Origin of the sequence: Streptomyces sp. NPDC007095, from assembly GCF_040634475.1 — a bacterium.
Lineage (GTDB): Bacteria > Actinomycetota > Actinomycetes > Streptomycetales > Streptomycetaceae > Streptomyces.
The window spans coordinates 20,355-43,702 of sequence record NZ_JBEYFS010000074.1; the positions used below are offsets into that span (position 1 = coordinate 20,355).

The window sequence follows — 23,348 nt, forward strand, 5'->3', positions numbered from 1 at the left end:
CGGGCGCCGGCTGTCGTAGTCGGCGAGGCCTACCAGCGCGGCGAAGAACTCGACGGCCGAGTGCGCCTGGGCGGCCGAGCGCGCCTCGACGGCGAAGAACCGCTCGACGTCGTGCTCCTCGCTGCGCCGCAGTACGCAGGGTGGTGCCGGGTGCGGGCCAGGTGCCTGCCACCGCGTACGACGTGCACGAGTCCGGCGTCGCGGTCGGCCCGCTCGTGCTCCAGCCGGTCTTCCAGCGCATGCAGACGACGCGCCTTGGCATGCCACTCCTACCGCGACCGGTAGCCGCCCGGCGACCCCTTCGAGCCCTTCTCTCCAACGGGCAGGGACAGTCGGTGCGTGATGGTCCTGATGCCCGCCTCCAGGTTCCGGACGCGCGCGAGCTGGCTGGGGCGGGCCAGCGCCCACTGGTCGTGCGACGCCTTGGTGATGCTGCCCGCCCAGCGAGACGACGAGAAGAGCGTCAGCTCGCGCTTGCGGGCCGCCCACGTGTCCGTGGAGTGTTCGAGGCCGCCTCGGCAGCGTGCTCTGAGATCACGGGAGGCCAGCGCGCCCGGATGCGCGCCGACCAGCCGCGGCACCTTCTCGTCCCCGGGCGCCAGGTGCTTGAGCCGGGTCCGGACCGCCGCACCGGCCGGACCGGACACGACGAACGGCTCCGCCGACTCCCTCAGCCCGCCCACCCCTTCACCCCCGCCCGGCCCCACCTCAAGGGATCCCTGTCACCGCCTCCAACGAACACCGCCCGTAAAGGTCACGCATTCGACATGGGAATGTCAGTTCCCTCCAGGTGCATGGCAGGACACCTCCCACCAGAACTCGCTCCCGCTCGCCGGAACACGCTTGAGCGCACTCCAGCGGCAGCAGCCTGTACGTGGACCCCGACCGGGCGGAGGAGACCGTCGGGGCGAGCGAGTTCACCGCGCTCGGCGAGGCCGCCCGGCGCCGCTCGCTGACCGCCCTGACCAACCACGGACTGCTGCCCTTCGACGGCCGCCCGAACCTGTACGTGCGGGGGATCTCCGGGCAAGTGGCCGCCGCGTACGGCAATGTCGTCCCCGATCCCGTCGACGCGGACCTCGCGGTGCTGCGCCTGCGCACGCCCCACGAGGAGCGCCCCGGTCTCTTCGAAGGCGGCCGCAGGGGCGAGCGGCACAGCACTCCCGGACACTCCTGGACGTCGCCTTCGGACGGGCGCGGGCCCCGGGGCGACTGCCGTTCGAACTGCCGCGCTCCATGGTGGCGGTGGAGGCGTCACGGCCGGACGCACCCGACGACACCGAAGACCCCGTGTTCTCCTACGGGCACGGACTGAACCTCTGACCCCCTGAGGGTTAATTCGGCTGCCCATCCTGGTGAAAGTGCCAGGATGGGTGCCATGACTGCCTCGTACGACATCCCTGTAGTCATCGATCGCCGGGAAGGCCCCTACGGCGAGGTGGTGTTGCGGCGCCACGGCGCACTGCTCCAGATCATCGCCAACGGGTGCTTCCTGATGGACACCTCCGACGGCCGCTCGGAGCGGCTGCTCGTCGACGCCGCGCTGGACGCCCTGGACGGGCGGGCGGAGCCCAAGGTGCTGATCGGGGGGCTCGGTGTCGGGTTCTCTCTCGCACACGCCGCCGCCGACCCGCGCTGGGGCCACATCACCGTCGTCGAACGCGAAGGGGCCGTCATCGACTGGCACCGCGACGGACCGCTGGCCGAACTCTCCGCGGCGGCACTCGCCGACCCCAGGACCGAGATCGTGAGATCCGACCTCCTGGCTCACGTCAATGAGACTTCCGACACGTACGACGCACTGTGCCTCGACATCGACAACGGGCCCGACTGGACCGTCACCGAGGACAACACCGGGCTGTACGGACCGGCCGGACTCGCAAGCTGTGCAAGGGTGTTGAAGCCGGGCGGGGTACTCGCCGTGTGGTCGGCGCAGCCCTCTCCGGAATTTGAAGGAACGCTGCGGAATGCCGGATTCCACCAGGTGCGTACCGAAGAGATCCCCGTTGCCCGGGGCGTTCCGGACGTCGTCCATCTCGCGGTCGGGCCTGGATAGCCGAGCGAAGGTGACTGCCCGTACCCTGCTTCCCTGGCGCAGATCATTCAAGCGTCAAGCGCAGTCATGGGATCACCCCACGGATTCCGGAAAGCACACCTCAGGGGCGGGCGATGGAGCAGACACACACCTCGCACAACGGCACGGCGGCCACGCCGGGCGCTCAGCGCCGGGTGCTGGTGGTCGAGGACGACCCGACGATCGTCGACGCCATCGCGGCCCGCCTGCGAGCCGAGGGATTCCTCGTGCAAACCGCGGGCGACGGACCGGCCGCCGTCGACACAGCAGAGGCCTGGCAGCCCGACCTGCTGATCCTCGACATCATGCTGCCCGGCTTCGACGGCCTGGAGGTCTGCCGACGCGTGCAGGCCCAGCGCCCGGTGCCGGTGCTGATGCTCACCGCGCGCGACGACGAGACCGACATGCTGGTCGGGCTCGGCGTCGGCGCCGACGACTACATGACCAAGCCGTTCTCGATGCGCGAGCTGGCCGCGCGCGTGCACGTCCTGCTGCGCCGGGTCGAGCGGGCCGTGGTGGCCGCCTCGACACCGCGCAGCGGGATCCTGCGCCTCGGCGAGCTGGAGATCGACCACGCACAGCGCCGGGTACGGGTGCGCTCGGAGGACGTGCACCTCACGCCCACCGAATTCGACCTCCTGGTGTGCCTCGCCAACACTCCGCGCGCGGTACTCTCCCGCGAGCAGTTGCTGGCCGAGGTCTGGGACTGGGCGGACGCCTCGGGCACACGGACCGTGGACAGCCACATCAAGGCGCTGCGCCGGAAGATCGGTGCCGAGCGGATCCGTACCGTCCACGGCGTCGGCTACGCGCTGGAGACCCCGACTCCCTGAGCCGGGTCTCCGCAGGGACCAGGAACCTCATGTAGGGGGCTGATGTCATGAGCGGGCTCGGTGAATCGGGCAGAACCACGGGCGTCGTGAGCGGTCCCGGCGAGCCGGGCCGCGGCGAGGGGTCCTGGGGTTCCGTACGCCCCTTCTCGATCAAGACCAAGCTGGGCGCGCTGGTCGTCATCTCCGTGCTCATCACCACGGGTCTGTCGATGATCGCGGTGCACACCAAGACGGAGCTCCGCTTCATCACGGTCTTCTCGATGATCGCCACACTGCTGATAACGCAGTTCGTGGCCCATTCGCTCACCGCGCCGCTGGACGAGATGAACACGGTCGCCCGCTCCATCTCGCACGGCGACTACACCCGCCGGGTGCGTGACGACCGGCGGGACGAACTGGGCGACCTGGCCCTGACGATCAACCTCATGGCCGACGAGCTGGAGGCCCAGGACCGCCAGCGCAAGGAACTCGTGGCGAATGTCTCGCACGAGCTGCGCACCCCCATCGCGGGCCTGCGCGCGGTCCTGGAGAACGTCGTGGACGGCGTCTCCGCCGCCGACACCGAAACGATGCGTACGGCCCTGAAGCAGACGGAGCGGCTGGGCCGGCTGGTCGAGACGCTGCTGGACCTCTCCAGGCTGGACAACGGCGTCGTACCCCTGCGCAGGCGGCGTTTCGAGGTGTGGCCGTACCTGTCCGGCGTGCTCAAGGAGGCCAACATGGTCGCCTCCGCGCGCGCGGGCATAGCCTCGGGCTCCGGCAGCCACACCCGCACCGACGTCCATCTGCACCTCGACGTGTCCCCGCCGGAGCTGACCGCGCACGCGGACCCGGAGCGGATCCACCAGGTCGTGGCGAATCTCATCGACAACGCGGTCAAGCACAGCCCGCCGCACGGCCGGGTGACGGTCAAGGCACGGCGGGGCGACTACCCCGAGTCACTGGCCCTGGAGGTCCTGGACGAGGGCCCCGGGATTCCGCAGTCGGAGTGGCACCGGGTCTTCGAGCGCTTCAACCGCGGCGGGGTGCCCGCGCCGCACGGCCCGGGCAGCGACGGCGGTACGGGCCTCGGGCTCGCCATCGCCCGCTGGGCGGTCGATCTGCACGGCGGCCGCATCGGCGTGGCCGAATCCCAGCGGGGCTGCCGGATCCAGGTCACCCTTCCAGGGCTTCCTTCTCTGCCAAGTTGACGTAAAGTTCGAACCGGAGCCACAAGATCCATCGTCGTCCCGTGCTCGTGGACACGTGTGATCAGGCACAGGGCCGTGCGAGTCGTACCGCGACCCTGAATCGACGTACCCATTCCGGACCGAAACCTCGCTTGTTTCCCGCCATTTCCCTCCCCGAAACACGCTTTCCGATGTGACTTACACGACGTTGGACCAGCCCGGCCTGACCTTCTCGGCCATGGGGGCGTAGCCTTAATTCCCGCTGTCCATCACCTTGTGAAGCGGAAGAGGGCGGTTGCCGCCGTGTCGCCACAGTCCCCCAGTAACTCGAGCATCTCGACCGATGACCAAGCCGCCGGGAAGAACCCCGCGGCCGCGTTCGGTGCGAACGAGTGGCTCGTCGACGAGATCTATCAGCAGTACCTCCAGGACCCGAATTCGGTAGACCGAGCCTGGTGGGACTTCTTCGCCGACTACAAGCCGGGGGCCCCTGCCGCCTCGGCTTCGGCGGGTACTGCGGCCGCGGGGGCCGCAGGGACCACCACCCCGTCAGCAACGCCTCAGGCCGCGCCTGCCGCTCCGGCAGCCCCTGTCGCGCCCTCGGCGCCCGCGGCCCCGGCCCAGCCCGCTCCTGCGGCTCCTGCGCCCGCCCAGGCCGCCGCTCCCGCGGCCGCTCCGGCGGCGCCGAAGCCCGCTGCCGCCGCCCCGGCTCCCGTGAAGGCCGCTCCGGCCGCCGCGAAGCCGAAGGCCGAGCCCGCGACCGAGGCCCCCGAGGGTCCCGAGTACGTGACGCTGCGTGGTCCCGCCGGTGCCGTCGCGAAGAACATGAACGCCTCCCTGGAACTGCCCACGGCCACGTCCGTGCGCGCGGTCCCGGTGAAGCTGCTCTTCGACAACCGCATCGTCATCAACAACCACCTGAAGCGCGCCCGGGGCGGGAAGATCTCCTTCACCCACCTCATCGGCTACGCGATGGTGCAGGCCATCAAGGCCATGCCGTCGATGAACTGGCACTACGCGGAGAAGGACGGGAAGCCGACCCTCGTCAAGCCTCCGCACGTCAACTTCGGCCTCGCCATCGACCTGGTGAAGCCGAACGGCGACCGCCAGCTCGTCGTCGCCGGCATCAAGAAGGCCGAGACGCTGAACTTCTTCGAGTTCTGGCAGGCCTACGAGGACATCGTCCGCCGCGCCCGCGACGGCAAGCTGACGATGGACGACTTCACCGGTGTCACGGTCTCCCTGACGAACCCCGGCGGCCTCGGCACCGTCCACTCCGTCCCCCGCCTGATGCCCGGCCAGTCGGTCATCATGGGCGTCGGCTCCATGGACTACCCGGCGGAGTTCCAGGGCACCTCCCAGGACACCCTGAACAAGCTCGGCATCTCGAAGGTCATGACGCTCACGTCGACCTACGACCACCGGGTGATCCAGGGCGCCGCCTCCGGCGAGTTCCTCCGCGTCGTCGCGAACCTCCTCCTCGGCGAGAACGGCTTCTTCGACGAGATCTTCGAGGCCCTGCGCATCCCCTACGAGCCGGTCCGCTGGCTCAAGGACATCGACGCCAGCCACGACGACGACGTCACGAAGGCCGCCCGTGTCTTCGAGCTGATCCACTCCTACCGGGTCCGCGGCCACGTCATGGCCGACACCGACCCGCTGGAGTACCGCCAGCGCAAGCACCCCGACCTCGACATCACCGAGCACGGCCTCACCCTGTGGGACCTGGAGCGCGAGTTCGCGGTCGGCGGCTTCTCCGGCAAGTCGATGATGAAGCTGCGCGACATCCTCGGCGTGCTGCGCGACTCGTACTGCCGCACCACCGGCATCGAGTTCATGCACATCCAGGACCCGAAGCAGCGCAAGTGGATCCAGGACCGCGTCGAGCGCCCGCACTCCAAGCCGGAGCGCGAGGAGCAGCTGCGCATCCTGCGCCGCCTGAACGCGGCGGAGGCCTTCGAGACCTTCCTGCAGACGAAGTACGTCGGCCAGAAGCGCTTCTCCCTGGAGGGCGGCGAGTCCGTCATCCCGCTCCTCGACGCCGTCATCGACAGCGCCGCGGAGTCCCGCCTGGACGAGGTCGTCATCGGCATGGCCCACCGCGGCCGCCTGAACGTCCTCGCCAACATCGTCGGCAAGTCGTACGCGCAGATCTTCCGCGAGTTCGAGGGCAACCTCGACCCGAAGTCGATGCACGGCTCCGGCGACGTGAAGTACCACCTGGGCGCCCAGGGCACCTTCACCGGCCTGGACGGCGAGCAGATCAAGGTCTCGCTGGCCGCCAACCCCTCCCACCTGGAGACGGTCGACCCGGTCATCGAGGGCATCGCCCGCGCCAAGCAGGACATCATCAACAAGGGCGGCACGGACTTCACCGTCCTGCCGGTCGCCCTGCACGGTGACGCGGCCTTCGCGGGCCAGGGTGTGGTCGCCGAGACGCTGAACATGTCGCAGCTGCGCGGCTACCGCACCGGCGGCACGGTCCACATCGTCATCAACAACCAGGTCGGCTTCACCGCCGCCCCGGAGTCCTCGCGCTCCTCCATGTACGCCACCGACGTGGCCCGCATGATCGAGGCGCCGATCTTCCACGTGAACGGCGACGACCCCGAGGCCGTCGTCCGCGTCGCTCGTCTGGCGTTCGAGTTCCGCCAGGCGTTCAACAAGGACGTCGTGATCGACCTCATCTGCTACCGCCGTCGCGGGCACAACGAGTCGGACAACCCGGCGTTCACGCAGCCGCTGATGTACGACCTGATCGACAAGAAGCGCTCGGTGCGCAAGCTCTACACCGAGTCCCTGATCGGCCGCGGCGACATCACCCTCGAAGAGGCCGAGCAGGCGCTGCAGGACTTCCAGGGCCAGCTGGAGAAGGTCTTCACCGAGGTCCGCGAGGCCGTCTCGCAGGGGGCCGAGGTACAGATCTCGGACCCGCAGGCGCAGTTCCCGGTGGCCGTGCAGACCGCGGTCTCCCAGGAGGTCGTCAAGCGGATCGCCGAGTCCCAGGTCAACATCCCCGACAACGTCACCGTCCACCCGCGTCTGCTGCCGCAGCTCCAGCGCCGGGCGGCGATGATCGAGGACGGCACGATCGACTGGGGCATGGGCGAGACCCTCGCCATCGGCTCCCTCCTCCTGGAGGGCACTCCGGTCCGGCTGTCGGGCCAGGACTCCCGCCGCGGCACCTTCGGCCAGCGCCACGCGGTCCTGATCGACCGGGTCACGGGCGAGGACTTCACCCCGCTCCAGTACCTCTCCGACGACCAGGCCCGCTACAACGTCTACGACTCCCTGCTCTCCGAGTACGCGGTCATGGGCTTCGAGTACGGCTACTCGCTGGCCCGCCCGGACGCCCTCGTGATGTGGGAGGCGCAGTTCGGCGACTTCGTCAACGGCGCGCAGACGGTCGTCGACGAGTACATCTCGGCCGCGGAGCAGAAGTGGGGCCAGACGTCCGGCGTCACGCTCCTCCTCCCCCACGGCTACGAGGGCCAGGGCCCGGACCACTCCTCGGCCCGCATCGAGCGCTTCCTCCAGCTGTGCGCGCAGAACAACATGACGGTCGCCCAGCCGACGCTCCCGTCGAACTACTTCCACCTCCTGCGGTGGCAGGTGCACAACCCGCACCACAAGCCGCTGGTGGTCTTCACCCCGAAGTCGATGCTGCGCCTCAAGGCCGCCGCGTCGAAGACGGAGGAGTTCACCACGGGCGCCTTCCGCCCCGTCATCGGCGACGACTCGGTCGACGCCGCGGCGGTCCGCAAGGTCGTCTTCTGCGCCGGCAAGCTGTACTACGACCTCGAGGCCGAGCGTCAGAAGCGCGGCGTCACGGACACGGCGATCATCCGCATCGAGCGCCTGTACCCGCTCGCGGGTGCCGAGCTCCAGGCGGAGATCGCCAAGTACCCGAACGCCGAGAAGTACCTGTGGGCCCAGGAGGAGCCGGCGAACCAGGGCGCGTGGCCCTTCATCGCGCTCAACCTGATCGACCACCTGGACCTGGCCGTCGGCGCCGACATCCCGGGCGCCGAGCGGCTGCGCCGCATCTCGCGCCCGGCCGGCTCGTCCCCGGCCGTGGGCTCCGCGAAGCGGCACCAGGCCGAGCAGGAGCAGCTGGTGCGTGAGGTGTTCGAGGCGTAGCCCTCGATCCGCTCAAGTCCGGTGAAGGGCCCGGCCTCCGAGAACACCGGAGGCCGGGCCCTTCCCTGTGCCACCGTTCCGGCGGTGATACGGGGTTCCAGGCCCTCCGGGCGCCCCGTGGGCCCACTTATCCTTTTCTCAGCGTTCCCTTTCACTTTCAGCGACGGAGCACCATCCATGTACTTCACCGACCGTGGCATCGAGGAACTGGAGAAGCGGCGCGGCGAGGAGGAGGTCACCTTCGAGTGGCTCGCCGAGCAGCTGCGTACGTTCGTCGACCTCAACCCGGACTTCGAGGTGCCGGTGGAGCGGCTGGCGACGTGGCTGGCGCGGCTGGACGACGAGGACGACGAGGAGTAGGCCCCCGGCGTCGAGAGCAGGTGGGCGTCAGTCGAAGGCGCGCAGCCGGTCGTACGCGAGGCCGAGCGCCCCGTGGAGCATCAGGAGCGTCCCCGCGACGATCCAGCCGGCACTGTGGCGCCGTAGGCCCCACACGGTGAGCGGCAGCCCGGCGGCCAGCTGCCCGGTCGCGAGGACACGGGCCCGGCGCCCGCGCAGCCAGGAACCCGCCCCGGCGGCTTCCACCGCCTCCAGCTCCGCCCGGACCGCCGCACGCCACCCGTTCCACTCGATCTGCTCGGCACCGGGCTGGATCCGGGCCACCTCGAGGAGCCGGTCGGCCGGCTCCCCGGGACCGAGCCCGGCCGGCAGCAGCACCCCCGCGCGCGTGAGGACGGCGAGCAGTCCCCGCAGGCGCGCGTGGGCGTCCGCCCCAGACATCGGCCTGGTCAGCGGGTCGAGCGCCTGCATGTCGAGGACCGGGTCGAGGCCGAGCCGCGTGGCGAAGGTGCGCATCGCCTCGTCCTCACCGACCGGGGTGCCGTTCGCCAGCCATTCGTAGCCCACACTGCGCCGGAAGCCCGCCGCGAGGGTGAGCCCGCTGCGGTCCGCGTCCCACCACAGGGCCAGTACGGGCCAGGGGGCGCTGACGGCCAGGGCGGTGGCCCACCCCGTGACCACGCGGTCGACGGGCTCGGCGCCGTGCAGCCAGGGCTCTCCCTCGGGAACGAGCACGCTCCACTCGGGGCCCGCCCCGGTGAGCAGCATCCGCTCCCGCAACAGCTGGGCGGCCAGGCCGACGGACTCGTGCCCTGCCCGGCAGAGCAGCAGGGCGCCGGCGGCCTGGGCCTGGGACGAGTCGGGCGTCGTGGACATGGGCACACCGTAGATCGACCCCGATTCGAATTGCCTGTTTTGCCCGTCAAGTCCCCGCCGCTCACCCGCAAGCCCCGATCGCGAGGGCCCCACTTCCCCCAAACGAGTGCCTTGACTTTCCGCATCCGCGATATATCGTGAATGACGGAAGACGCGATATGGCGCGTCGAGTCCAGATTACGTCGCCAGACGCGTCCGGTCTGGTCGGGTCGTTGGGAGGTCTGCACCATGTCCGAGTGGTCCGTCGCAGAGCCGAGGAAGCTCACCTTCGACGACCCCGTGACGGCACTTCATGTGCGTGTCGTCAACGGAACGGTGAACGTCGTGGGGACCGACGAGGGTTCCGCCCGCCTCGAGGTTTCCGAGCTGGAGGGCCCGCCACTGCTCGTGACCCAGCAGGACGGCACGCTCACCGTGGCGTATGAGGACCTGCCCTGGAAGGGCTTCCTCAAGTGGCTCGACCACAAGGGCTGGCGCCGCAGCGCCGTCGTCACACTTGCCGTCCCGGCCGGCACCCCCGTCGAGGTGGGCGTCGTCGGCGCCGCCGCCGTGGTCTCCGGGATGGAGAACCGGGTGGAGGTCAAGGGCGTCACGGGCGACACGACCCTCGTACGGATCGCCGGCCCCGTCCGCGTGGACACCGTCTCCGGGAGCCTGGAGGCCCAGGCCGTCGCCGGCGACCTCCGTTTCCACTCCGTCTCAGGCGATCTGACCGTGGTCGAGGCCTCGGGCTGCTCGGTGCGCGCCGAATCGGTGAGCGGCTCGATGATCGTGGATCTCAACCCCACGGGCACCCCCACCGACGTCCAACTGTCGAACGTCTCGGGGGAGATCGCCATCCGCCTCCCGCACCCCGCGGACGCCGAGGTGGAGGCCAACACCGCCAGCGGCACGGTCTCCAGCGCCTTCGAGGACCTCCGGGTCAGCGGCCAGTGGGGCGCCAAGAAGATCACCGGCCGACTGGGCGCGGGCAACGGCAAGTTGAAGGCGGTGACCGTCTCCGGTTCCATCGCCATGCTCCGCAGGCCGACGACGGAGGACGAGCCCCACGAGGACGGGTCGTCCACCTCCCCGGAGACCCCGACCGACAAGAAGGTGCTCTGACATGCCTCCCGTCTTCGCCCACGGCCGCCTGCGCCTCTACCTGCTGAAGCTGCTGGACGAGGCCCCCCGCCACGGGTACGAGGTGATCCGGCTCCTGGAGGAGCGCTTCCAGGGGCTGTACGCACCCTCGGCAGGCACCGTCTACCCCCGGCTGGCGAAGCTGGAGGCGGAAGGACTGGTCACGCACACCACCGAGGGCGGTCGCAAGGTGTACGCGATCACGGACGCGGGCCGCGCCGAACTGGCCGACCGCAGCGGCGAACTGGCCGACCTGGAGCTGGAGATCCGCGAGTCGGTCGCGGAGCTCGCCGCGGAGATCCGCGCCGATGTGCGGGGCGCGGCGGGCGATCTTCGCCGAGAGATGCGGGCGGCGGCCACCGAGGCGAGGCGCAGCGGTAAGAGCGGCTCCGGCGCCGGGGAGCACGAAGGTCCCGCGGGCGACTTCGGGGACTCCCACGACAAGGAGTCGTGGCGGGTCGCGAAGGAGGAGATGCGGCGGGTCAAGCAGGAGTGGAAGGAACAGAACCGGCGCGCGAAGGACGAGAGCCGCCGGGCCCGCGACGAGGCGCAGCGCGCGCGGCGCCAGGCCAAGGAGGCGCAGGACGAGATGCAGCGCATGGCCCGGCGGGTCCAGGAGCAGGTCCAGGACCGCTTCGCGCGCGGCGACTGGCCGAACGGGGTCCGTGAGGGCCTGAGCGAACTGGCCAAGGAATTCGGCGACTTCGGAAAGACCTTCGGCAAGGACTTCGGCTTCGGCCGCGCGGGTGCGGCGGCCACCGGGTCGGCGAAGCCCGCGTACGCCGAGTACACGGACACTCCGGAGGACTTCCCCGCCGACTACGCACCCTCCTGGGCCCACGAGGACTCCACCGGCGACCCCGCCCGTGACCTCGAACGACTCCTGGACCGCTTCCGCGACGACATCCGCGACGCGGCCCGCGACCACGGGGTGACGGAGGACCAACTCCGCGCGGCCCGTGGTCACTTGTCGACGGCGGCGGCGCACATCGGAGCCGCGTTGCGCACGCCGAAGAGCTGACGCCCAGCGTCGCCCGGGGCTCTTCGAGTTCCGAGAGGGCGGATCCCCTGGGCTTCGGCCAGGGGATCCCGGAGAAGCCCCCGGCTCCGACCGCTCACCCCGCCTTGGCCTCCCCGCCGCCGTACAGCACGCGCGTGACCGCCTCATAGGTGACCCCGTGGTCGGCGAGCACCTCCGCCGGCACACCGGGCCGAGCAGTCAGGGCCATCAGCAGATGCTCGTCGCCGATGTGCCGGTCATGACGGGCGAGCGCCGCACGAAGGGACCGCGTCAGCACGTCCCTGGCCCCCGGGGCGAACGGCCGACGCCTTGACCGTCGCCCGCCACCACCGGCGTTCCCCGATCCCAGCGCCCCGACCCCGTGGGCCTCTTCCACCCGGGAGACGATCTCCGAGAGGTCGATCCCGAGCCCGGAGAGCGCCTCCGTGTCAGCGCGGGAGAGCCCACCCCGCCGGCGCGCCTCGGCAAGCGCCCGTTCCATCGAGTCGCGACGACCGGCCGCACCGAGCGAGGCCAGCGCGAACGAGCCACGGCTGCCCTCCCGGTCGAGGAGGGCGAGAAGCATGTGCTCCTCGTCCACCGCCTCGGCACCCGTGCGCTCGGCGTGTCCGACCGCTCCCTCGACCACGGCCCGGGCGTCCTTCGTGAACCGCTCGAACATCACTGCCTCCCGTACTTCTTGTGCACGGCCTGCCTGCTCACTCCGAGTTCCGCGGCGATCTCCTGCCACGACCAGCCCTGATTGCGCGCGCTGCGCACCTGCACCGCTTCCAACTGCTCCAGCAGCCTCCGCAGCGCGGAGACCGCCCGCAGTCCGATCCGTGGATCGCGATCACCCGCACGCTCGGCGAGATCCGTTGCTTCGGTCATGCCGTCAATCTAAGTTGACATCAGGCCGAGTGTCAACCCTAATTGACATCCGGTACGCGAAGACATCTGGTACGCGAAACGGCGGGCCCGAATTCTCCCGAGCCCGCCGCGACCGCCCCGCACTACACCCCGGCCCGAACGGCCGAGGAACCCCTCAATCCCCCACCCTCACGCTCATCCCACCGCGAGAACGATCTTCCCGAACTGATCGCCCGCCGACAGCCGCTCGAACCCTTCCCGGGCCCGGTCCAGCGGAAGCACCTCGTCGATGACGGGTCGCACACCCGTGGCGGCGCAGAAGGACAGCAGATCCTCCAGCTCGTCCTTGGTGCCCATCGTGGAACCGACGATCTTGAGTTCCAGGAAGAAGACGCGGGTGAGCTCGGCGTGCGAGGGGCGGTCGCCGCTCGTCGCGCCCGAGATGACCAGCGTGCCGCCGGGCCGCAGCGACTTGATGCTGTGCGACCAGGTGGCCGCGCCGACCGTCTCGATGACCGCGTCCACGCGCTGCGGCAGCCGTGCGCCGGACTCCAGTGCCTCCACGGCCCCCAGCTCGACGGCCCGCTTGCGCTTGGCCTCGTCCCGGCTGGTGGCGAAGACCCGAAGACCGGCGGCCTTGCCGAGCACGATCGCGGCGGTCGCCACGCCGCCGCCGGCACCCTGGACAAGGACGGAGTCGCCGGGCCGTACTCCGGCGTTGGTGAACAGCATGCGGTAGGCCGTCAGCCACGCGGTCGGCAGACAGGCGGCCTCCTCGAAGGAGAGTTCCTTGGGCTTGGGAATGACGTTCCACGTCGGGACGGAGACCTGTTCGGCGAACGTGCCCTGGTAGCGCTCGGTGAGGATGGAACGGGGCTCCTTCGGGCCGACCCCGTGCCCCGTCTGTCCGATGACCGAGTGCAGCACGACTTCGTTGCCGTCCTCGTCGACGCCGGCCGCGTCGCATCCGAGGATCATCGGCAGCTTGTCCTCGGAGAGACCGACGCCGCGCAGGGACCAGAGGTCATGGTGGTTCAGGGACGCGGCCCTGACGTTCACGGTGGTCCAGCCGGGCTTCTGCTCGGGGGCCGGGCGCTCCCCCAACTCCAGGCCGGTGAGCGGCTGGTCACGGTCAATGCGGGCGGCGTAGGCAGCGAACATGACCTTGACGATAGGCTCCGCCCCCGCCCGGCGGAACCACGTCCCCCTGTGACACACGTCCCGCCACCCTCACGCCCCACGTCACACCGGCGAAGCCCCACCGGAGGGCGAGGGCGCAGGCCCGCGGTGGCCCAGGGGCAAAGCCCTACGGAGGTCCGGGACGAAGCCCCTACCGGAGAGATCCGGGGGGCGAAGCCCCACCGGGCGCAGGGGCGCACCCCTGCCGGGGTCAGGCGCGCAGCCCTGCCGGGGTCAGGCGCGCAGCCCCGCCGGGGTCAGGGACGCAGCCCCACGGGGTCAGGCGCGCACCCCCGCCGGGCCCAGGGACGCAACCCCTGGAGGGGGTCCGAGGCAGGGGGCGCAGCTCCCTGCCCCCGCGGGCTCCCCGCCCGGGGGCCAGGGGCGGAGCCCCTCGGAGCCCCTGCGGGGTCGAAGGGGCAGAGCCCCTGGGGATGGGACGGGCAGGGGCGGCGGGGGCGAAGGAAGGGGACCCGTACGGACCGATCGGGGACAGAGAACAGGGCCCCGCCAGGAGCAACCCGGCGAGGCCCTGGAATCACGCGGCCGCGTCAGCGGCGGGCAACACCCTCGGCCCGAGCAGCCGCAGCCACCGCCGCGGTAACCGCAGGAGCCACCCGCTCGTCGAACGGCGACGGAATCACATAGTCCGCGGCAAGGTCGTCCCCGACGACCGCGGCCAACGCCTCCGCCGCCGCGATCTTCATCCCCTCGGTGATCCGAGACGCCCGCACCTGCAACGCCCCCGCGAAGATCCCGGGAAACGCCAGCACGTTGTTGATCTGGTTCGGGAAGTCCGACCGCCCGGTGGCGACCACGGCCGCGTACTTGTGGGCGATCTCGGGGTGCACCTCGGGATTCGGGTTGGCCATGGCGAAGACGAAGGCCCCCTCGGCCATCGACGCCACCGCCGGCTCCGGCACCGTACCCCCGGACACGCCGATGAAGACGTCCGCACCCGCGAGCGCCGACTCCAGCGACCCCGTGAGCCCCGCCTTGTTGGTGATCCCGGCGAGCTCCCGCTTGACGTCGGTCAGGTCCTCCCGGTCCGCGGAGACGATGCCCTTGCGGTCCGCGACCGCCACGTCGCCGATCCCCGCCTCCAGCAGGAACTTGGCGATGGCGACCCCGGCCGCCCCCGCCCCCGAGATCACCGCACGCAGATCGCCCAGCGTCCGCCCGGTCAGCTTCGCGGCATTCCGCAGCGCCGCCAGCGTCACGATCGCGGTCCCGTGCTGGTCGTCGTGGAAGACGGGAATGTCCAGCCGCTCCTGGAGCTTGCGCTCGATCTCGAAGCACCGCGGTGCCGAGATGTCCTCCAGGTTGACGCCCCCGAACGAGGGAGCGAGCCGGACCACGGTCTCCACGATCTCGTCGACGCCCGTGCAGTCCAGCGCGATCGGCACGGCATCCACCCCGCCGAACTGCTTGAACAGAATGGCCTTGCCCTCCATCACGGGAAGGGACGCCTCCGGGCCGATGTCACCGAGTCCCAGCACCGCCGTGCCGTCCGTCACCACAGCGACGACGGACGACTTCCACGTGTAGTCGTGGACGAGCTCGGGCTGCTCGGCGATGGCGCTGCACACCTTCGCCACGCCGGGCGTGTACGCCAGGGACAGGTCGTCCTTGTCACGGACGGGCACGGTGGCCTGCACGGCCATCTTGCCGCCACGGTGCAGCGCAAAGGCAGGGTCGAAGTCGAGGGAGTCGACGGAGCCGTCCGAACCGACGGTGTCGACGGAACCGGCGGAATTGACCGGCTCCACGTCGCCTTCAAGACCAGTACTGCTGTCGCTGCGAGGATTGACGATCTCCGCTGCCACTTTGTTTTACCCCTTAAGTCTTCATTGTTTGAGGGTGACCACTCCTGGTTGAGGGGTGGGCGGGCACCGCGTAATCCTGCCGCCGTGGTTGCGTACGGGCGGATACGCGACGGGCGCGCCGCACACGCGCCCTGAGCCCCGGATGAGGGGTGTAAAGAACCTTCTTACCGGACGGACCAGGTCGGCGACGAGTCCATACCGCGAAGCTCACACGCCGGTGACATGACTCATACCTGGATATGCGGACAAGTCCCGGACATGACCTCAGGACACCACAAGTGCGGCGTAGCGCCGGCCCGCATCGCGAGATGCGCCGAAGATCTTCCGGCCGGAAGGAGGGATTCCCGCACAAGGTCCGGCCCTGATGGAGCCGTCCGCGGCGGTTCGGGGGTCACCCGTTATCCGATTTTGACATAGCGAGTCCCCTGAAGCGCGCAGTCCGAATGGCAAGATGCCGTCATCACACGAGGTCGCGACACCCAAAGGTGTGTGTTCTCGTCGACCCATCGGCAACTCCCTCATCCGCCGGAGGCACCCACCATGACCGCAAGCACCACCCGTCGTACGACCGCCGCGCAGTCCCGGATAGCAGCGGTCGGCGCGATCGCGGTCGCCGGGGCCCTGGTCCTCACCGGCTGCGGTGACCAGACCAAGAAGGACTCCAACAGCTCCTCCTCGAGCGCCGCCTCAGCTCCGCTGGCCTCCAAGCTGCCCGCGTCGATCCGTGACGCGGGTGTCATCAAGGTCGGCTCGGACATCGCGTACGCGCCGGTCGAGTTCAAGGACAGCTCCGGCAAGACCGTGGGTATCGACCCCGACCTGGCGGACGCGATGGGCAAGCAGCTCGGCGTGAAGTTCGAGTTCCAGAACGGCACCTTCGACACCCTGATCACGGGTCTGCGCTCCAAGCGGTACGACATGGCGATGTCCGCGATGACGGACACCGCGGACCGCCAGAACGGCGTCGACGCCGACACCGGCAAGAAGGTCGGCGAGGGCGTCGACTTCGTCGACTACTTCACCGCGGGTGTCTCGATCTACACCCCCAAGGGCAAGACCCAGAACATCAAGACCTGGGCCGACCTCTGTGGCAAGAAGATCGCGGTGCAGCGCGGCACGGTCTCGGAGGACCTCGCCAAGTCCGAGTCGAAGAAGTGCACGGGCGGCAAGAAGATCGCCATCGAGTCGTACGACAACGACCAGCAGGCCCAGACCCGGGTGCGCGCCGGTGGCGCCGACGCCGGTTCCTCGGACTTCCCGGTCGCCGCGTACGCAGTGAAGACCTCGGGCGGCGGCAAGGACTTCGAGCTCGTCGGCGAGCAGGTCGAGGCGGCGCCGTACGGCATCGCGGTCGCCAAGTCCAACACGCAGCTCCGCGACGCACTGCAGGCCGCGCTCGACGCGATCATCAAGAACGGCGAGTACGACAAGGTGATAGCGAAGTGGGGCGTCGAGGCCGGCGCTGTGAAGACGGCCGCGGTCAACGGAGGAAAGTGACCGCGGGCGCGAGCGGGCACTGAAAGGCAACAACACCCGTGACTGTTGACATCGACAAGACGGCAGGGCCGGAGGACACTCCTCCGGCCGGGCCGGAGGCCATCAAGGCCATCCCCGTCCGGCACTACGGACGGTACCTCTCGGCCGCCATCGCGATCGCCGTGCTCGTCGCGATCATCTACGCGTTCGGCCAGGGCAAGATCAACTGGCATGCCGTACCGGACTACTTCTTCGACCACCGCATCATCAAGGGCGTCGGTCAGACGCTGCTGCTGACGGTGCTCTCGATGGCGATCGGCATCCTCGGCGGCATCCTGCTCGCGGTGATGCGCCTGTCGAAGAACCCCGTGACCTCGTCCATCGCGTGGTTCTACATCTGGTTCTTCCGCGGCACCCCGGTCCTCGTCCAGTTGTTCGTCTGGTTCAACCTGGGTCTGGTCTTCGAGTACATCAACCTCGGGCCGATCTACAAGGACTACTGGTCCAGCTTCATGACGCCGTTCCTGACGGCGCTGCTGGGCCTGGGCCTGAACGAGGCCGCGTACATGGCCGAGATCTGCCGTGCCGGTCTGCTCTCGGTCGACGAGGGCCAGACCGAGGCCTCGCACGCGCTGGGCATGAGCCACGGCAAGACGCTGCGGCGGATCATCATCCCGCAGGCGATGCGCGTGATCGTGCCGCCCACGGGCAACGAGGTCATCAACATGCTCAAGACGACCTCCCTCGTGTCGGCAGTGCAGTACTACGAACTCCTGCGGTACGCCCAGGACATCGGACAGACCTCCGGCGCCCCGGTGGAGATGCTCTTCCTGGCCGCCGCTTGGTACCTGATCATGACCTCGGTCCTGAGCGTGGGCCAGTACTACGTGGAGCGGTACTACGCCCGCGGTTCGAGCCGTCAGCTGCCGCCCACCCCGTGGCAGAAGATCAAGGCCAATCTGACGTCCCTGTCGAGCCGGAAGGGGGCGACGGCATGACCGAGAAGGAAACCGGCAAAGACATTTCCGGTGCGCCGATGGTGAAGTCCGAAGGCGTGCACAAGTCCTTCGGCGCGGTCGAGGTCCTCAAGGGCATCGACCTGCAGGTCAGGCCCGGCGAGGTCTTCTGCCTCATCGGCCCCTCCGGCTCCGGCAAGTCGACCTTCCTGAGGTGCATCAACCACCTGGAGAAGATCAACGCCGGCCGGCTGTACGTCGACGGGGAGCTGGTCGGCTACCGCCAGAAGGGCGACAAGCTGTACGAGCTCAAGGACAGCGAGGTCGCGCTGAAGCGCCGGGACATCGGCATGGTCTTCCAGCGCTTCAACCTGTTCCCGCACATGACGGCGCTCGAGAACGTCATGGAGGCCCCGGTCCAGGTCAAGGGCATCAGCAGGACCCAGGCCCGGGCGCGTGCGGAGCAGCTCCTGGAGCGCGTCGGCCTGGCCGACAAGGCGGCCAGCTACCCCTCGCAGCTCTCCGGCGGGCAGCAGCAGCGTGTCGCCATCGCCCGCGCGCTGGCGATGGACCCGAAGCTGATGCTCTTCGACGAGCCGACCTCGGCGCTCGACCCGGAGCTGGTCGGTGACGTCCTCGACGTCATGCGCGACCTCGCCGAGTCCGGTATGACGATGATCGTCGTCACCCACGAGATGGGCTTCGCCCGCGAGGTGGGCGACTCGCTGGTCTTCATGGACGGCGGTGTGGTGGTCGAGTCCGGCCACCCGCGTGACGTACTGACGAACCCGCAGCACGAGCGGACGCAGTCGTTCCTGTCCAAGGTGCTCTGAGCCACGGACAGGAGGAAAGGGGCGGTACGGGATTCCCGTACCGCCCCTTCTTCGTTCGGTTCGCGCCCGGATTCTTCGTCCGGACCCCCGCGGCCTGTCTACTTCACCGCCAGCACCAGCGCGTCGGACGGCGACCGCCACACCCCCCGCGCCTCCCCGAAGCCCTTTTCGCGCAGCACGCGCGTGTGCCAGTCGACGGACGGCATGTCGCCGTCGGCGTGCTCCCCGTAGATCTCGAAGCGGCGGGCGGTCGGCGCGGCGAGGGCGGGGTCCTGGGCCGCCAGCTCCCACCATGCGGCCCAGTCGAGCACCCCGCGCGCCTTGGCCTGGTCCATCCGGGCGTGTCGCTGGGCGCGCTCGGCCGCGTTGATCCGAGGCGTGGACTCGTCGATCATGTGGTCGGCGTTCATGAAGACGCCACCGTCGCGGACGAGCTGGGCGACCTGACCGTAGAGGACCGCGAGGGGTTCGCTGTGCAGCCAGTGGAGGGCGGTGGCGGTCAGGACGGCGTCGTACGAGTCGTACGGCAGCCGGGTCACCCAGTGCGGGTCCTTGAGGTCGGCCGTGACGAAGGAGACTCTCTTGTCGCCCGCGAAGGTTCCCTCGGCGATGGTGAGCAGCGCCGGGTCGAGGTCGACCCCGGTACTGGTGGCCTTCGGGAAGCGGTCGAGGAGCCGGGCCGTGATGGTGCCGGTGCCGCAGGCCAGGTCGAGGACGCGCGGCTCCGGGCCGACCAGGGCCTCGACCATGTCGAGCATCACCCGGAAGCGCTCCTCGCGGTCCGGCATGTACCACTCCTGTTGCCGGTCCCAGCTCTCCTGCCAGGCGTGCCAGTCGGTTCCGTTGCCGTGGATCTCGTCGCTGTCGATTCCGGTGCCGACGGTCATGGAAGTCCCTTCTCCGTTCGCCTTCACTCGCCCACGTAATACCCTGGAAGCACAATCAGCCGTTACCTGACCGCACGCACGACGATAGAGCGCCTCCGTAAGGACTACAAGTGGAACTGGCCTATTACTCGGATTACGCGGTACGCCTCGTCAACACCGAGGAGCCGACCCGGGGCAAGGACTCGCTCACCTCGGTCGAGGCGGTCCGGGACCTCTTCGGAGGGAACTCCTCCGCGGCCCGCCGCGCCACGGACGCGGACGTCACCCGCTTCCGGTCGGTCCGCGGCCGGCTGCGCGCCGTCTTCGAGGCGGCCGACGGCGGCGACGAGACCCTGTCCGTGGACCTGCTGAACTCACTCCTCCTGGAGTTCCCCGTCAGCCCGCAGATCTCCGGGCACGACCACCGGGACGACGACGGGCGCCCGCTGTGGCACATGCACCTGGCGGACCACCCGTCGAACGCGACCGCGGGCTACGCGGCGATCGCCGCCATGGGGCTCGCCTTCCACCTCACCGCGTACGGCGTGGACCGCCTCGGCCTCTGCGAGGCGGCCCCCTGCCGCAACGCGTACCTGGACACGTCGACGAACCGCTCCCGGCGCTACTGCTCGGACCGCTGCGCGACCCGCGCCAACGTGGCCGCCTACCGGGCCCGCAAACGCCTGGAGGCCGACCGGTCGGAGAGCACGGGCCTGGCGGCGCCGAGCGCCCAGCGGACAAGTGCGAACGGCGAGCGCTGACCCGGCAGGTGGGGCCGGTAGCGGAAACGCACCTTTCCCAGGACGAGATCCTCGGGCACGGTCCCGTAGTCGGTGCTGTCCCCACCCGCGTAGGCGTTGTCCCCGAGCACCCACCACCCCCCCTCGCGCCGCTCCGCGATCCGCTTCACGACCAGCAGGTCCTGCTGGAACGGATGGCGCAGAACGACCACGTCACCGGCCCTGACCCGGGCCCCGTACTGCACGACGAGCCGATCTCCGTGCTGGAGCGTGGGCACCATGGAGGGCCCCGTCACCTCGGCCGCCCCGAACGGCAGCACGGCCCTCCCACGCTCGGTCTCCTGCGACAGCTCCGGCATCACCGGCACCTCCCCGGTCCATCCTCCACCAGTCCCAGTCTCACCCTGGACTTTTGTCCTAAGCCCATGGGGGCACTCGAGAAAAGACGTCTCCCACGGAGTAATGTCCCACCTGAGAAGACGATCACGAGGAAGGACAGCTCAATGCTCTCCCGCCTGTTTGCCCCCAAGGTCAAGGTCAGCGCGCACTGCGACCTGCCCTGCGGTGTGTACGACCCGGCCCAGGCCCGCATCGAGGCGGAGTCGGTGAAGGCCGTCCAGGAAAAGATGGCCGGCAACGACGACCCGCACTTCCAGGCTCGCGCCACCGTCATCAAGGAGCAGCGCGCCGAGCTCGCGAAGCACCACGTGTCGGTGCTCTGGAGCGACTACTTCAAGCCCCCGCACTTCGAGAAGTACCCGGAGCTGCACCAGCTGGTCAACGACACCCTGAAGGCCCTCTCGGCCGCCAAGGCGTCCACGGACCCGGCCACGGGCCAGAAGGCGCTGGACTACATCGCCCAGATCGACAAGATCTTCTGGGAGACCAAGAAGGCTTGATCTTCGATCATGCCGTTTGACCTGCGATTTCCTTGGTCGTTTGGTCTTCCGGTCCGCACCCGGTCCGCAGGCCGCCGAGAACGGCGTCCATGACGGTCCGGGTGCGGTCTTCTTCACCCGGCCACAGGTGCGCGTAGATCCGCAGCGTGATGACGGCGGACGCGTGGCCGAGGACGAGCTGAACCTGCTTGACGCTCGCTCCGCCAGCGATGAGGGCGGAGGCGTAGAAGTGGCGCAGGTCGTGAGTCACCATGTGCGGCAGCTCAACGGGTTTGCGCCCCGCGCGCTCGGCTGCCTCGTTCTCCGCCGCCTGGAGCGCCCTACGGGCGCAGTTCCATTCGGTCTTCCAACGGCGGTAGTTGAGGGGCTCGCCCTCCTCCATCGTGAACAGCCACTCCTTCGAGGGCCGTGCGGCGAGGTGGGTGAGGAGCGCGTCCGTAACGACCTCGCCGACCGGGACCGTACGCCGGGACTTGCCGGTCTTCGGCGGACCGATCAGGCCGGACTGGAGACGCTGGCGCTCGACGCGGATCGTGCCGCTCTTGAAGTCGACGTCCGAGAGCTTGAGGCCGAGCAACTCGCCTATGCGCAAGCCTGATCCGGCCAGGACGACGATCGCCGTTCGGATGTACGGCGGCATCGCTCCGAGCATCGCCTCGACCTGCGCGACGGTGAGCGGAGTGAACTCCTCATCGGGCATGGACGGGAGCGTGATCCGCTTGCAGGGGGTCACGGCGATGACCTTGTCCTCGACGGCCGCCGTCATGACGCGGACCAGGACGTCGTGGACGTTGCGTACGCTGCCGGGGCCCAGTTGCTCGGAGAGCTTCTTGAAGAGGGCCTGGATGTGGCTGCGGCGCAGGGACGCCATCGCGTAGGAGCCGAGCGCGGGTATCAGGTGAACCCGCAGTGCGTTGTCAGTGATACGGGCGCCCGCCTCACCGGCGATCTGCTCGCCCTCCCACTTCGTCGCGTACTTCTCGAATGAGATCTTGCCGGCGCGCGGGTCGACGTAAAGGCCGGTGACCACGCTGGCCGTTACCTCGTCGAGCCAGCGCTGGGCGTCGAGTTTGCGGTCGAAGTGACGGGCGTGCTCCTTGCCGTCGAGGTCGCGGTAGCGGGCCCGCCATTTGCCGTTGGGGCGCTTTTGAATGTTGGCCAAGTGGCTTCTCCCTTGGGTTGGTTATCGGTAGTAGCCGCCGCCCTCGATGTGCTCGGTGAGGGTGCGCGCGTCGCGCTCGTCACCCATCAGGCGAAGGCACTGCTCGTGGATGGCTCGTGAGCTGTCGGGGTGAGCCTGAATGTGCTCGGCGATGCCGACGACGGCGTGGTGCAGGCGATCTTCGGCGTCCCGTGTCTCGTAGTACGCCTCGACGGCTTCCTGGACGAGCCGTCTGCTGTCGAGATCCAGCCCTTCCAGCGATGGCGACATCAGCTCTTCGAGGGGCAGCTCGAAGACGCGGGCGAAGGCGAGCGCCTCGTCGACGTTGATGCGGCGGCGCGGGGTGCCGTTCTCGATGCGCCAGACCGCGGTCTGGTTCATCTTGACGCCGGCCTTGGACACCCGGTCCGCCAGCTCCGTCGTGCTCCACCCCCTGACCTCGCGCTCCAGCGCCACGCGAGCAGCGATGTTGCCCTCGCTGTAGAGCAGCGGCACCTCACCGCCGTCGACCTTGTCGCCTGCCATCGAACCTCCACCACGATCATCACTATCCCAATTGTAACACACACTATCCGATTTGGTTAACCGGCGACCGTCAAGCATACTTTATGCAGATAGGAACGTCACCTAGTCGATTAGGAACGCATGCGATACCTGACCACCGCCGAGGTCGCCGAGCGCTACCGCACAGCCGAGAGCACCGTCCGCTACTGGCGCCAGATCGAGAAAGGCCCGCGCGGGATCAAGATCGGCAAGCGGGTGCTGTACGCCGAGGCCGAGCTGCTGCGCTACGAGCGCGCGCTGAACGACGGCCGGGGCGAGTGGGGTCTGGCCTCCTGAGCCGACCAAAGCCCCGGACACGGAAACGGCCCTCAGCGCGCCAACGCCAAGGGCCGGAGAGTCCCCCGCACTTCGCCCATCCCTGAACGAACAAGCCGGTGAGGGGCTGGACCTTGCCCGTCCTGCCCCTCGCCTGAGAGGAACGTCT

23 protein-coding genes and 1 pseudogene are annotated in these 23,348 nt (G+C 69.3%); 14 read left to right on the top strand and 10 right to left on the bottom strand.

What is annotated here, in order from left to right:
• Positions 1 to 140: 140 nt before the first annotated feature.
• Positions 141 to 683 (bottom strand): annotated as a pseudogene (locus tag ABZ656_RS25005) (IS200/IS605 family accessory protein TnpB-related protein); the annotation flags it as partial.
• 191 nt (positions 684 to 874) lie between these two features.
• Here ABZ656_RS25005 and ABZ656_RS25010 point away from each other — a divergent pair.
• The 6 genes from ABZ656_RS25010 (at position 875) to ABZ656_RS25035 (ending at position 8,576) form a co-directional block, all read left to right on the top strand.
• On the top strand, positions 875 to 1,315 hold the full coding sequence (locus ABZ656_RS25010; protein WP_360270570.1) for a hypothetical protein: 441 nt from the start codon (positions 875 to 877) through the stop codon (positions 1,313 to 1,315).
• 63 nt (positions 1,316 to 1,378) lie between these two features.
• Positions 1,379 to 2,056, top strand: a complete 678-nt coding sequence (locus ABZ656_RS25015; RefSeq protein WP_101403742.1) for a spermidine synthase — start codon at positions 1,379 to 1,381, stop codon at positions 2,054 to 2,056.
• 113 nt (positions 2,057 to 2,169) lie between these two features.
• Entirely contained in the window at positions 2,170 to 2,907 is a 738-nt protein-coding gene (locus tag ABZ656_RS25020) for a response regulator transcription factor (protein WP_054236710.1), read from the top strand.
• Positions 2,908 to 2,954: 47 nt separating this feature from the next.
• Positions 2,955 to 4,097 carry a HAMP domain-containing sensor histidine kinase gene (locus ABZ656_RS25025; RefSeq protein ID WP_360270573.1) on the top strand — a complete coding sequence of 381 codons (1,143 nt, stop codon included), beginning with the start codon at positions 2,955 to 2,957 and terminating at the stop codon, positions 4,095 to 4,097.
• Positions 4,098 to 4,379: 282 nt separating this feature from the next.
• On the top strand, positions 4,380 to 8,216 hold the full coding sequence (locus tag ABZ656_RS25030; protein WP_360270575.1) for a multifunctional oxoglutarate decarboxylase/oxoglutarate dehydrogenase thiamine pyrophosphate-binding subunit/dihydrolipoyllysine-residue succinyltransferase subunit: 3,837 nt from the start codon (positions 4,380 to 4,382) through the stop codon (positions 8,214 to 8,216).
• Positions 8,217 to 8,393: 177 nt separating this feature from the next.
• On the top strand, positions 8,394 to 8,576 hold the full coding sequence (locus ABZ656_RS25035; RefSeq protein ID WP_005312030.1) for a DUF6104 family protein: 183 nt from the start codon (positions 8,394 to 8,396) through the stop codon (positions 8,574 to 8,576).
• A 27-nt stretch (positions 8,577 to 8,603) separates the two neighbouring features.
• Here the strand turns inward: ABZ656_RS25035 and ABZ656_RS25040 are convergent, their stop codons facing one another.
• On the bottom strand, positions 8,604 to 9,431 hold the full coding sequence (locus tag ABZ656_RS25040) for a hypothetical protein (RefSeq protein ID WP_360270577.1): 828 nt from the start codon (positions 9,429 to 9,431) through the stop codon (positions 8,604 to 8,606).
• Between the two features lie 228 nt (positions 9,432 to 9,659).
• On the opposite strand from ABZ656_RS25040, the gene ABZ656_RS25045 reads away from it, so the two are divergent.
• Entirely contained in the window at positions 9,660 to 10,535 is an 876-nt protein-coding gene (locus tag ABZ656_RS25045) for a DUF4097 family beta strand repeat-containing protein (RefSeq protein ID WP_180362059.1), read from the top strand.
• 1 nt (position 10,536) lies between these two features.
• A complete protein-coding gene (locus ABZ656_RS25050) occupies positions 10,537 to 11,574 on the top strand; it encodes a PadR family transcriptional regulator (RefSeq protein ID WP_101400616.1) in 1,038 nt (345 codons plus the stop codon).
• A gap of 94 nt (positions 11,575 to 11,668) precedes the next feature.
• Here the strand turns inward: ABZ656_RS25050 and ABZ656_RS25055 are convergent, their stop codons facing one another.
• From ABZ656_RS25055 to ABZ656_RS25070, 4 genes are all read right to left on the bottom strand, one after another.
• Entirely contained in the window at positions 11,669 to 12,235 is a 567-nt protein-coding gene (locus ABZ656_RS25055) for a Clp protease N-terminal domain-containing protein (RefSeq protein WP_360270579.1), read from the bottom strand.
• Positions 12,235 to 12,444 carry a helix-turn-helix domain-containing protein gene (locus ABZ656_RS25060; RefSeq protein WP_010984411.1) on the bottom strand — a complete coding sequence of 70 codons (210 nt, stop codon included), beginning with the start codon at positions 12,442 to 12,444 and terminating at the stop codon, positions 12,235 to 12,237. Before ABZ656_RS25060 ends, ABZ656_RS25055 begins: the two co-directional genes overlap by 1 nt.
• 174 nt (positions 12,445 to 12,618) lie before the next feature.
• The gene (locus ABZ656_RS25065) at positions 12,619 to 13,584 is read right to left on the bottom strand and encodes a zinc-binding dehydrogenase (RefSeq protein WP_101400614.1); all 966 of its coding nucleotides are present in this window, start codon (positions 13,582 to 13,584) and stop codon (positions 12,619 to 12,621) included.
• Positions 13,585 to 14,153: 569 nt separating this feature from the next.
• Positions 14,154 to 15,428, bottom strand: coding sequence for an NADP-dependent malic enzyme (locus tag ABZ656_RS25070; protein ID WP_101400613.1), 1,275 nt, complete (start codon positions 15,426 to 15,428; stop codon positions 14,154 to 14,156).
• A 540-nt stretch (positions 15,429 to 15,968) separates the two neighbouring features.
• On the opposite strand from ABZ656_RS25070, the gene ABZ656_RS25075 reads away from it, so the two are divergent.
• Genes ABZ656_RS25075 through ABZ656_RS25085 form a run of 3 tightly spaced genes read left to right on the top strand, consistent with a single transcriptional unit; the run spans position 15,969 to position 18,693 of the window.
• On the top strand, positions 15,969 to 16,925 hold the full coding sequence (locus ABZ656_RS25075; protein WP_101400611.1) for an ABC transporter substrate-binding protein: 957 nt from the start codon (positions 15,969 to 15,971) through the stop codon (positions 16,923 to 16,925).
• A gap of 38 nt (positions 16,926 to 16,963) precedes the next feature.
• Positions 16,964 to 17,902 carry an amino acid ABC transporter permease gene (locus ABZ656_RS25080; protein WP_360270582.1) on the top strand — a complete coding sequence of 313 codons (939 nt, stop codon included), beginning with the start codon at positions 16,964 to 16,966 and terminating at the stop codon, positions 17,900 to 17,902.
• Complete coding sequence (locus ABZ656_RS25085) at positions 17,899 to 18,693, top strand: amino acid ABC transporter ATP-binding protein (protein ID WP_101400610.1); 795 nt, start codon at positions 17,899 to 17,901, stop codon at positions 18,691 to 18,693. The genes ABZ656_RS25080 and ABZ656_RS25085 overlap by 4 nt, the downstream gene beginning before the upstream one ends.
• Positions 18,694 to 18,791: 98 nt before the next feature.
• On the opposite strand, the gene ABZ656_RS25090 is transcribed toward ABZ656_RS25085, so the two are convergent.
• The gene (locus ABZ656_RS25090; RefSeq protein ID WP_360270584.1) at positions 18,792 to 19,580 is read right to left on the bottom strand and encodes a methyltransferase domain-containing protein; all 789 of its coding nucleotides are present in this window, start codon (positions 19,578 to 19,580) and stop codon (positions 18,792 to 18,794) included.
• Positions 19,581 to 19,690: 110 nt separating this feature from the next.
• On the opposite strand from ABZ656_RS25090, the gene ABZ656_RS25095 reads away from it, so the two are divergent.
• Positions 19,691 to 20,320, top strand: a complete 630-nt coding sequence (locus tag ABZ656_RS25095; protein ID WP_101400608.1) for a CGNR zinc finger domain-containing protein — start codon at positions 19,691 to 19,693, stop codon at positions 20,318 to 20,320.
• Here ABZ656_RS25095 and sodX read toward each other — a convergent pair.
• The gene (gene sodX / locus ABZ656_RS25100) at positions 20,224 to 20,658 is read right to left on the bottom strand and encodes a nickel-type superoxide dismutase maturation protease (RefSeq protein ID WP_101403740.1); all 435 of its coding nucleotides are present in this window, start codon (positions 20,656 to 20,658) and stop codon (positions 20,224 to 20,226) included. The genes ABZ656_RS25095 and sodX overlap by 97 nt on opposite strands.
• Positions 20,659 to 20,802: 144 nt before the next feature.
• Between sodX and sodN the strand changes: the two genes are divergently transcribed.
• Positions 20,803 to 21,198 (top strand): superoxide dismutase, Ni, encoded by a 396-nt coding sequence (gene sodN, locus ABZ656_RS25105; protein ID WP_004983535.1) that lies wholly within the window; start codon positions 20,803 to 20,805, stop codon positions 21,196 to 21,198.
• Between the two features lie 7 nt (positions 21,199 to 21,205).
• Here sodN and ABZ656_RS25110 read toward each other — a convergent pair whose 3' ends face one another.
• Together ABZ656_RS25110 and ABZ656_RS25115 are read right to left on the bottom strand one after the other, a co-directional pair.
• Positions 21,206 to 22,360 carry a site-specific integrase gene (locus ABZ656_RS25110; protein WP_101400607.1) on the bottom strand — a complete coding sequence of 385 codons (1,155 nt, stop codon included), beginning with the start codon at positions 22,358 to 22,360 and terminating at the stop codon, positions 21,206 to 21,208.
• Between the two features lie 21 nt (positions 22,361 to 22,381).
• A complete protein-coding gene (locus tag ABZ656_RS25115) occupies positions 22,382 to 22,885 on the bottom strand; it encodes a helix-turn-helix transcriptional regulator (RefSeq protein WP_101400606.1) in 504 nt (167 codons plus the stop codon).
• A gap of 120 nt (positions 22,886 to 23,005) precedes the next feature.
• On the opposite strand from ABZ656_RS25115, the gene ABZ656_RS25120 reads away from it, so the two are divergent.
• Positions 23,006 to 23,200 carry a helix-turn-helix domain-containing protein gene (locus tag ABZ656_RS25120; RefSeq protein ID WP_101400605.1) on the top strand — a complete coding sequence of 65 codons (195 nt, stop codon included), beginning with the start codon at positions 23,006 to 23,008 and terminating at the stop codon, positions 23,198 to 23,200.
• The last annotated feature ends 148 nt before the right edge of the window (positions 23,201 to 23,348 follow it).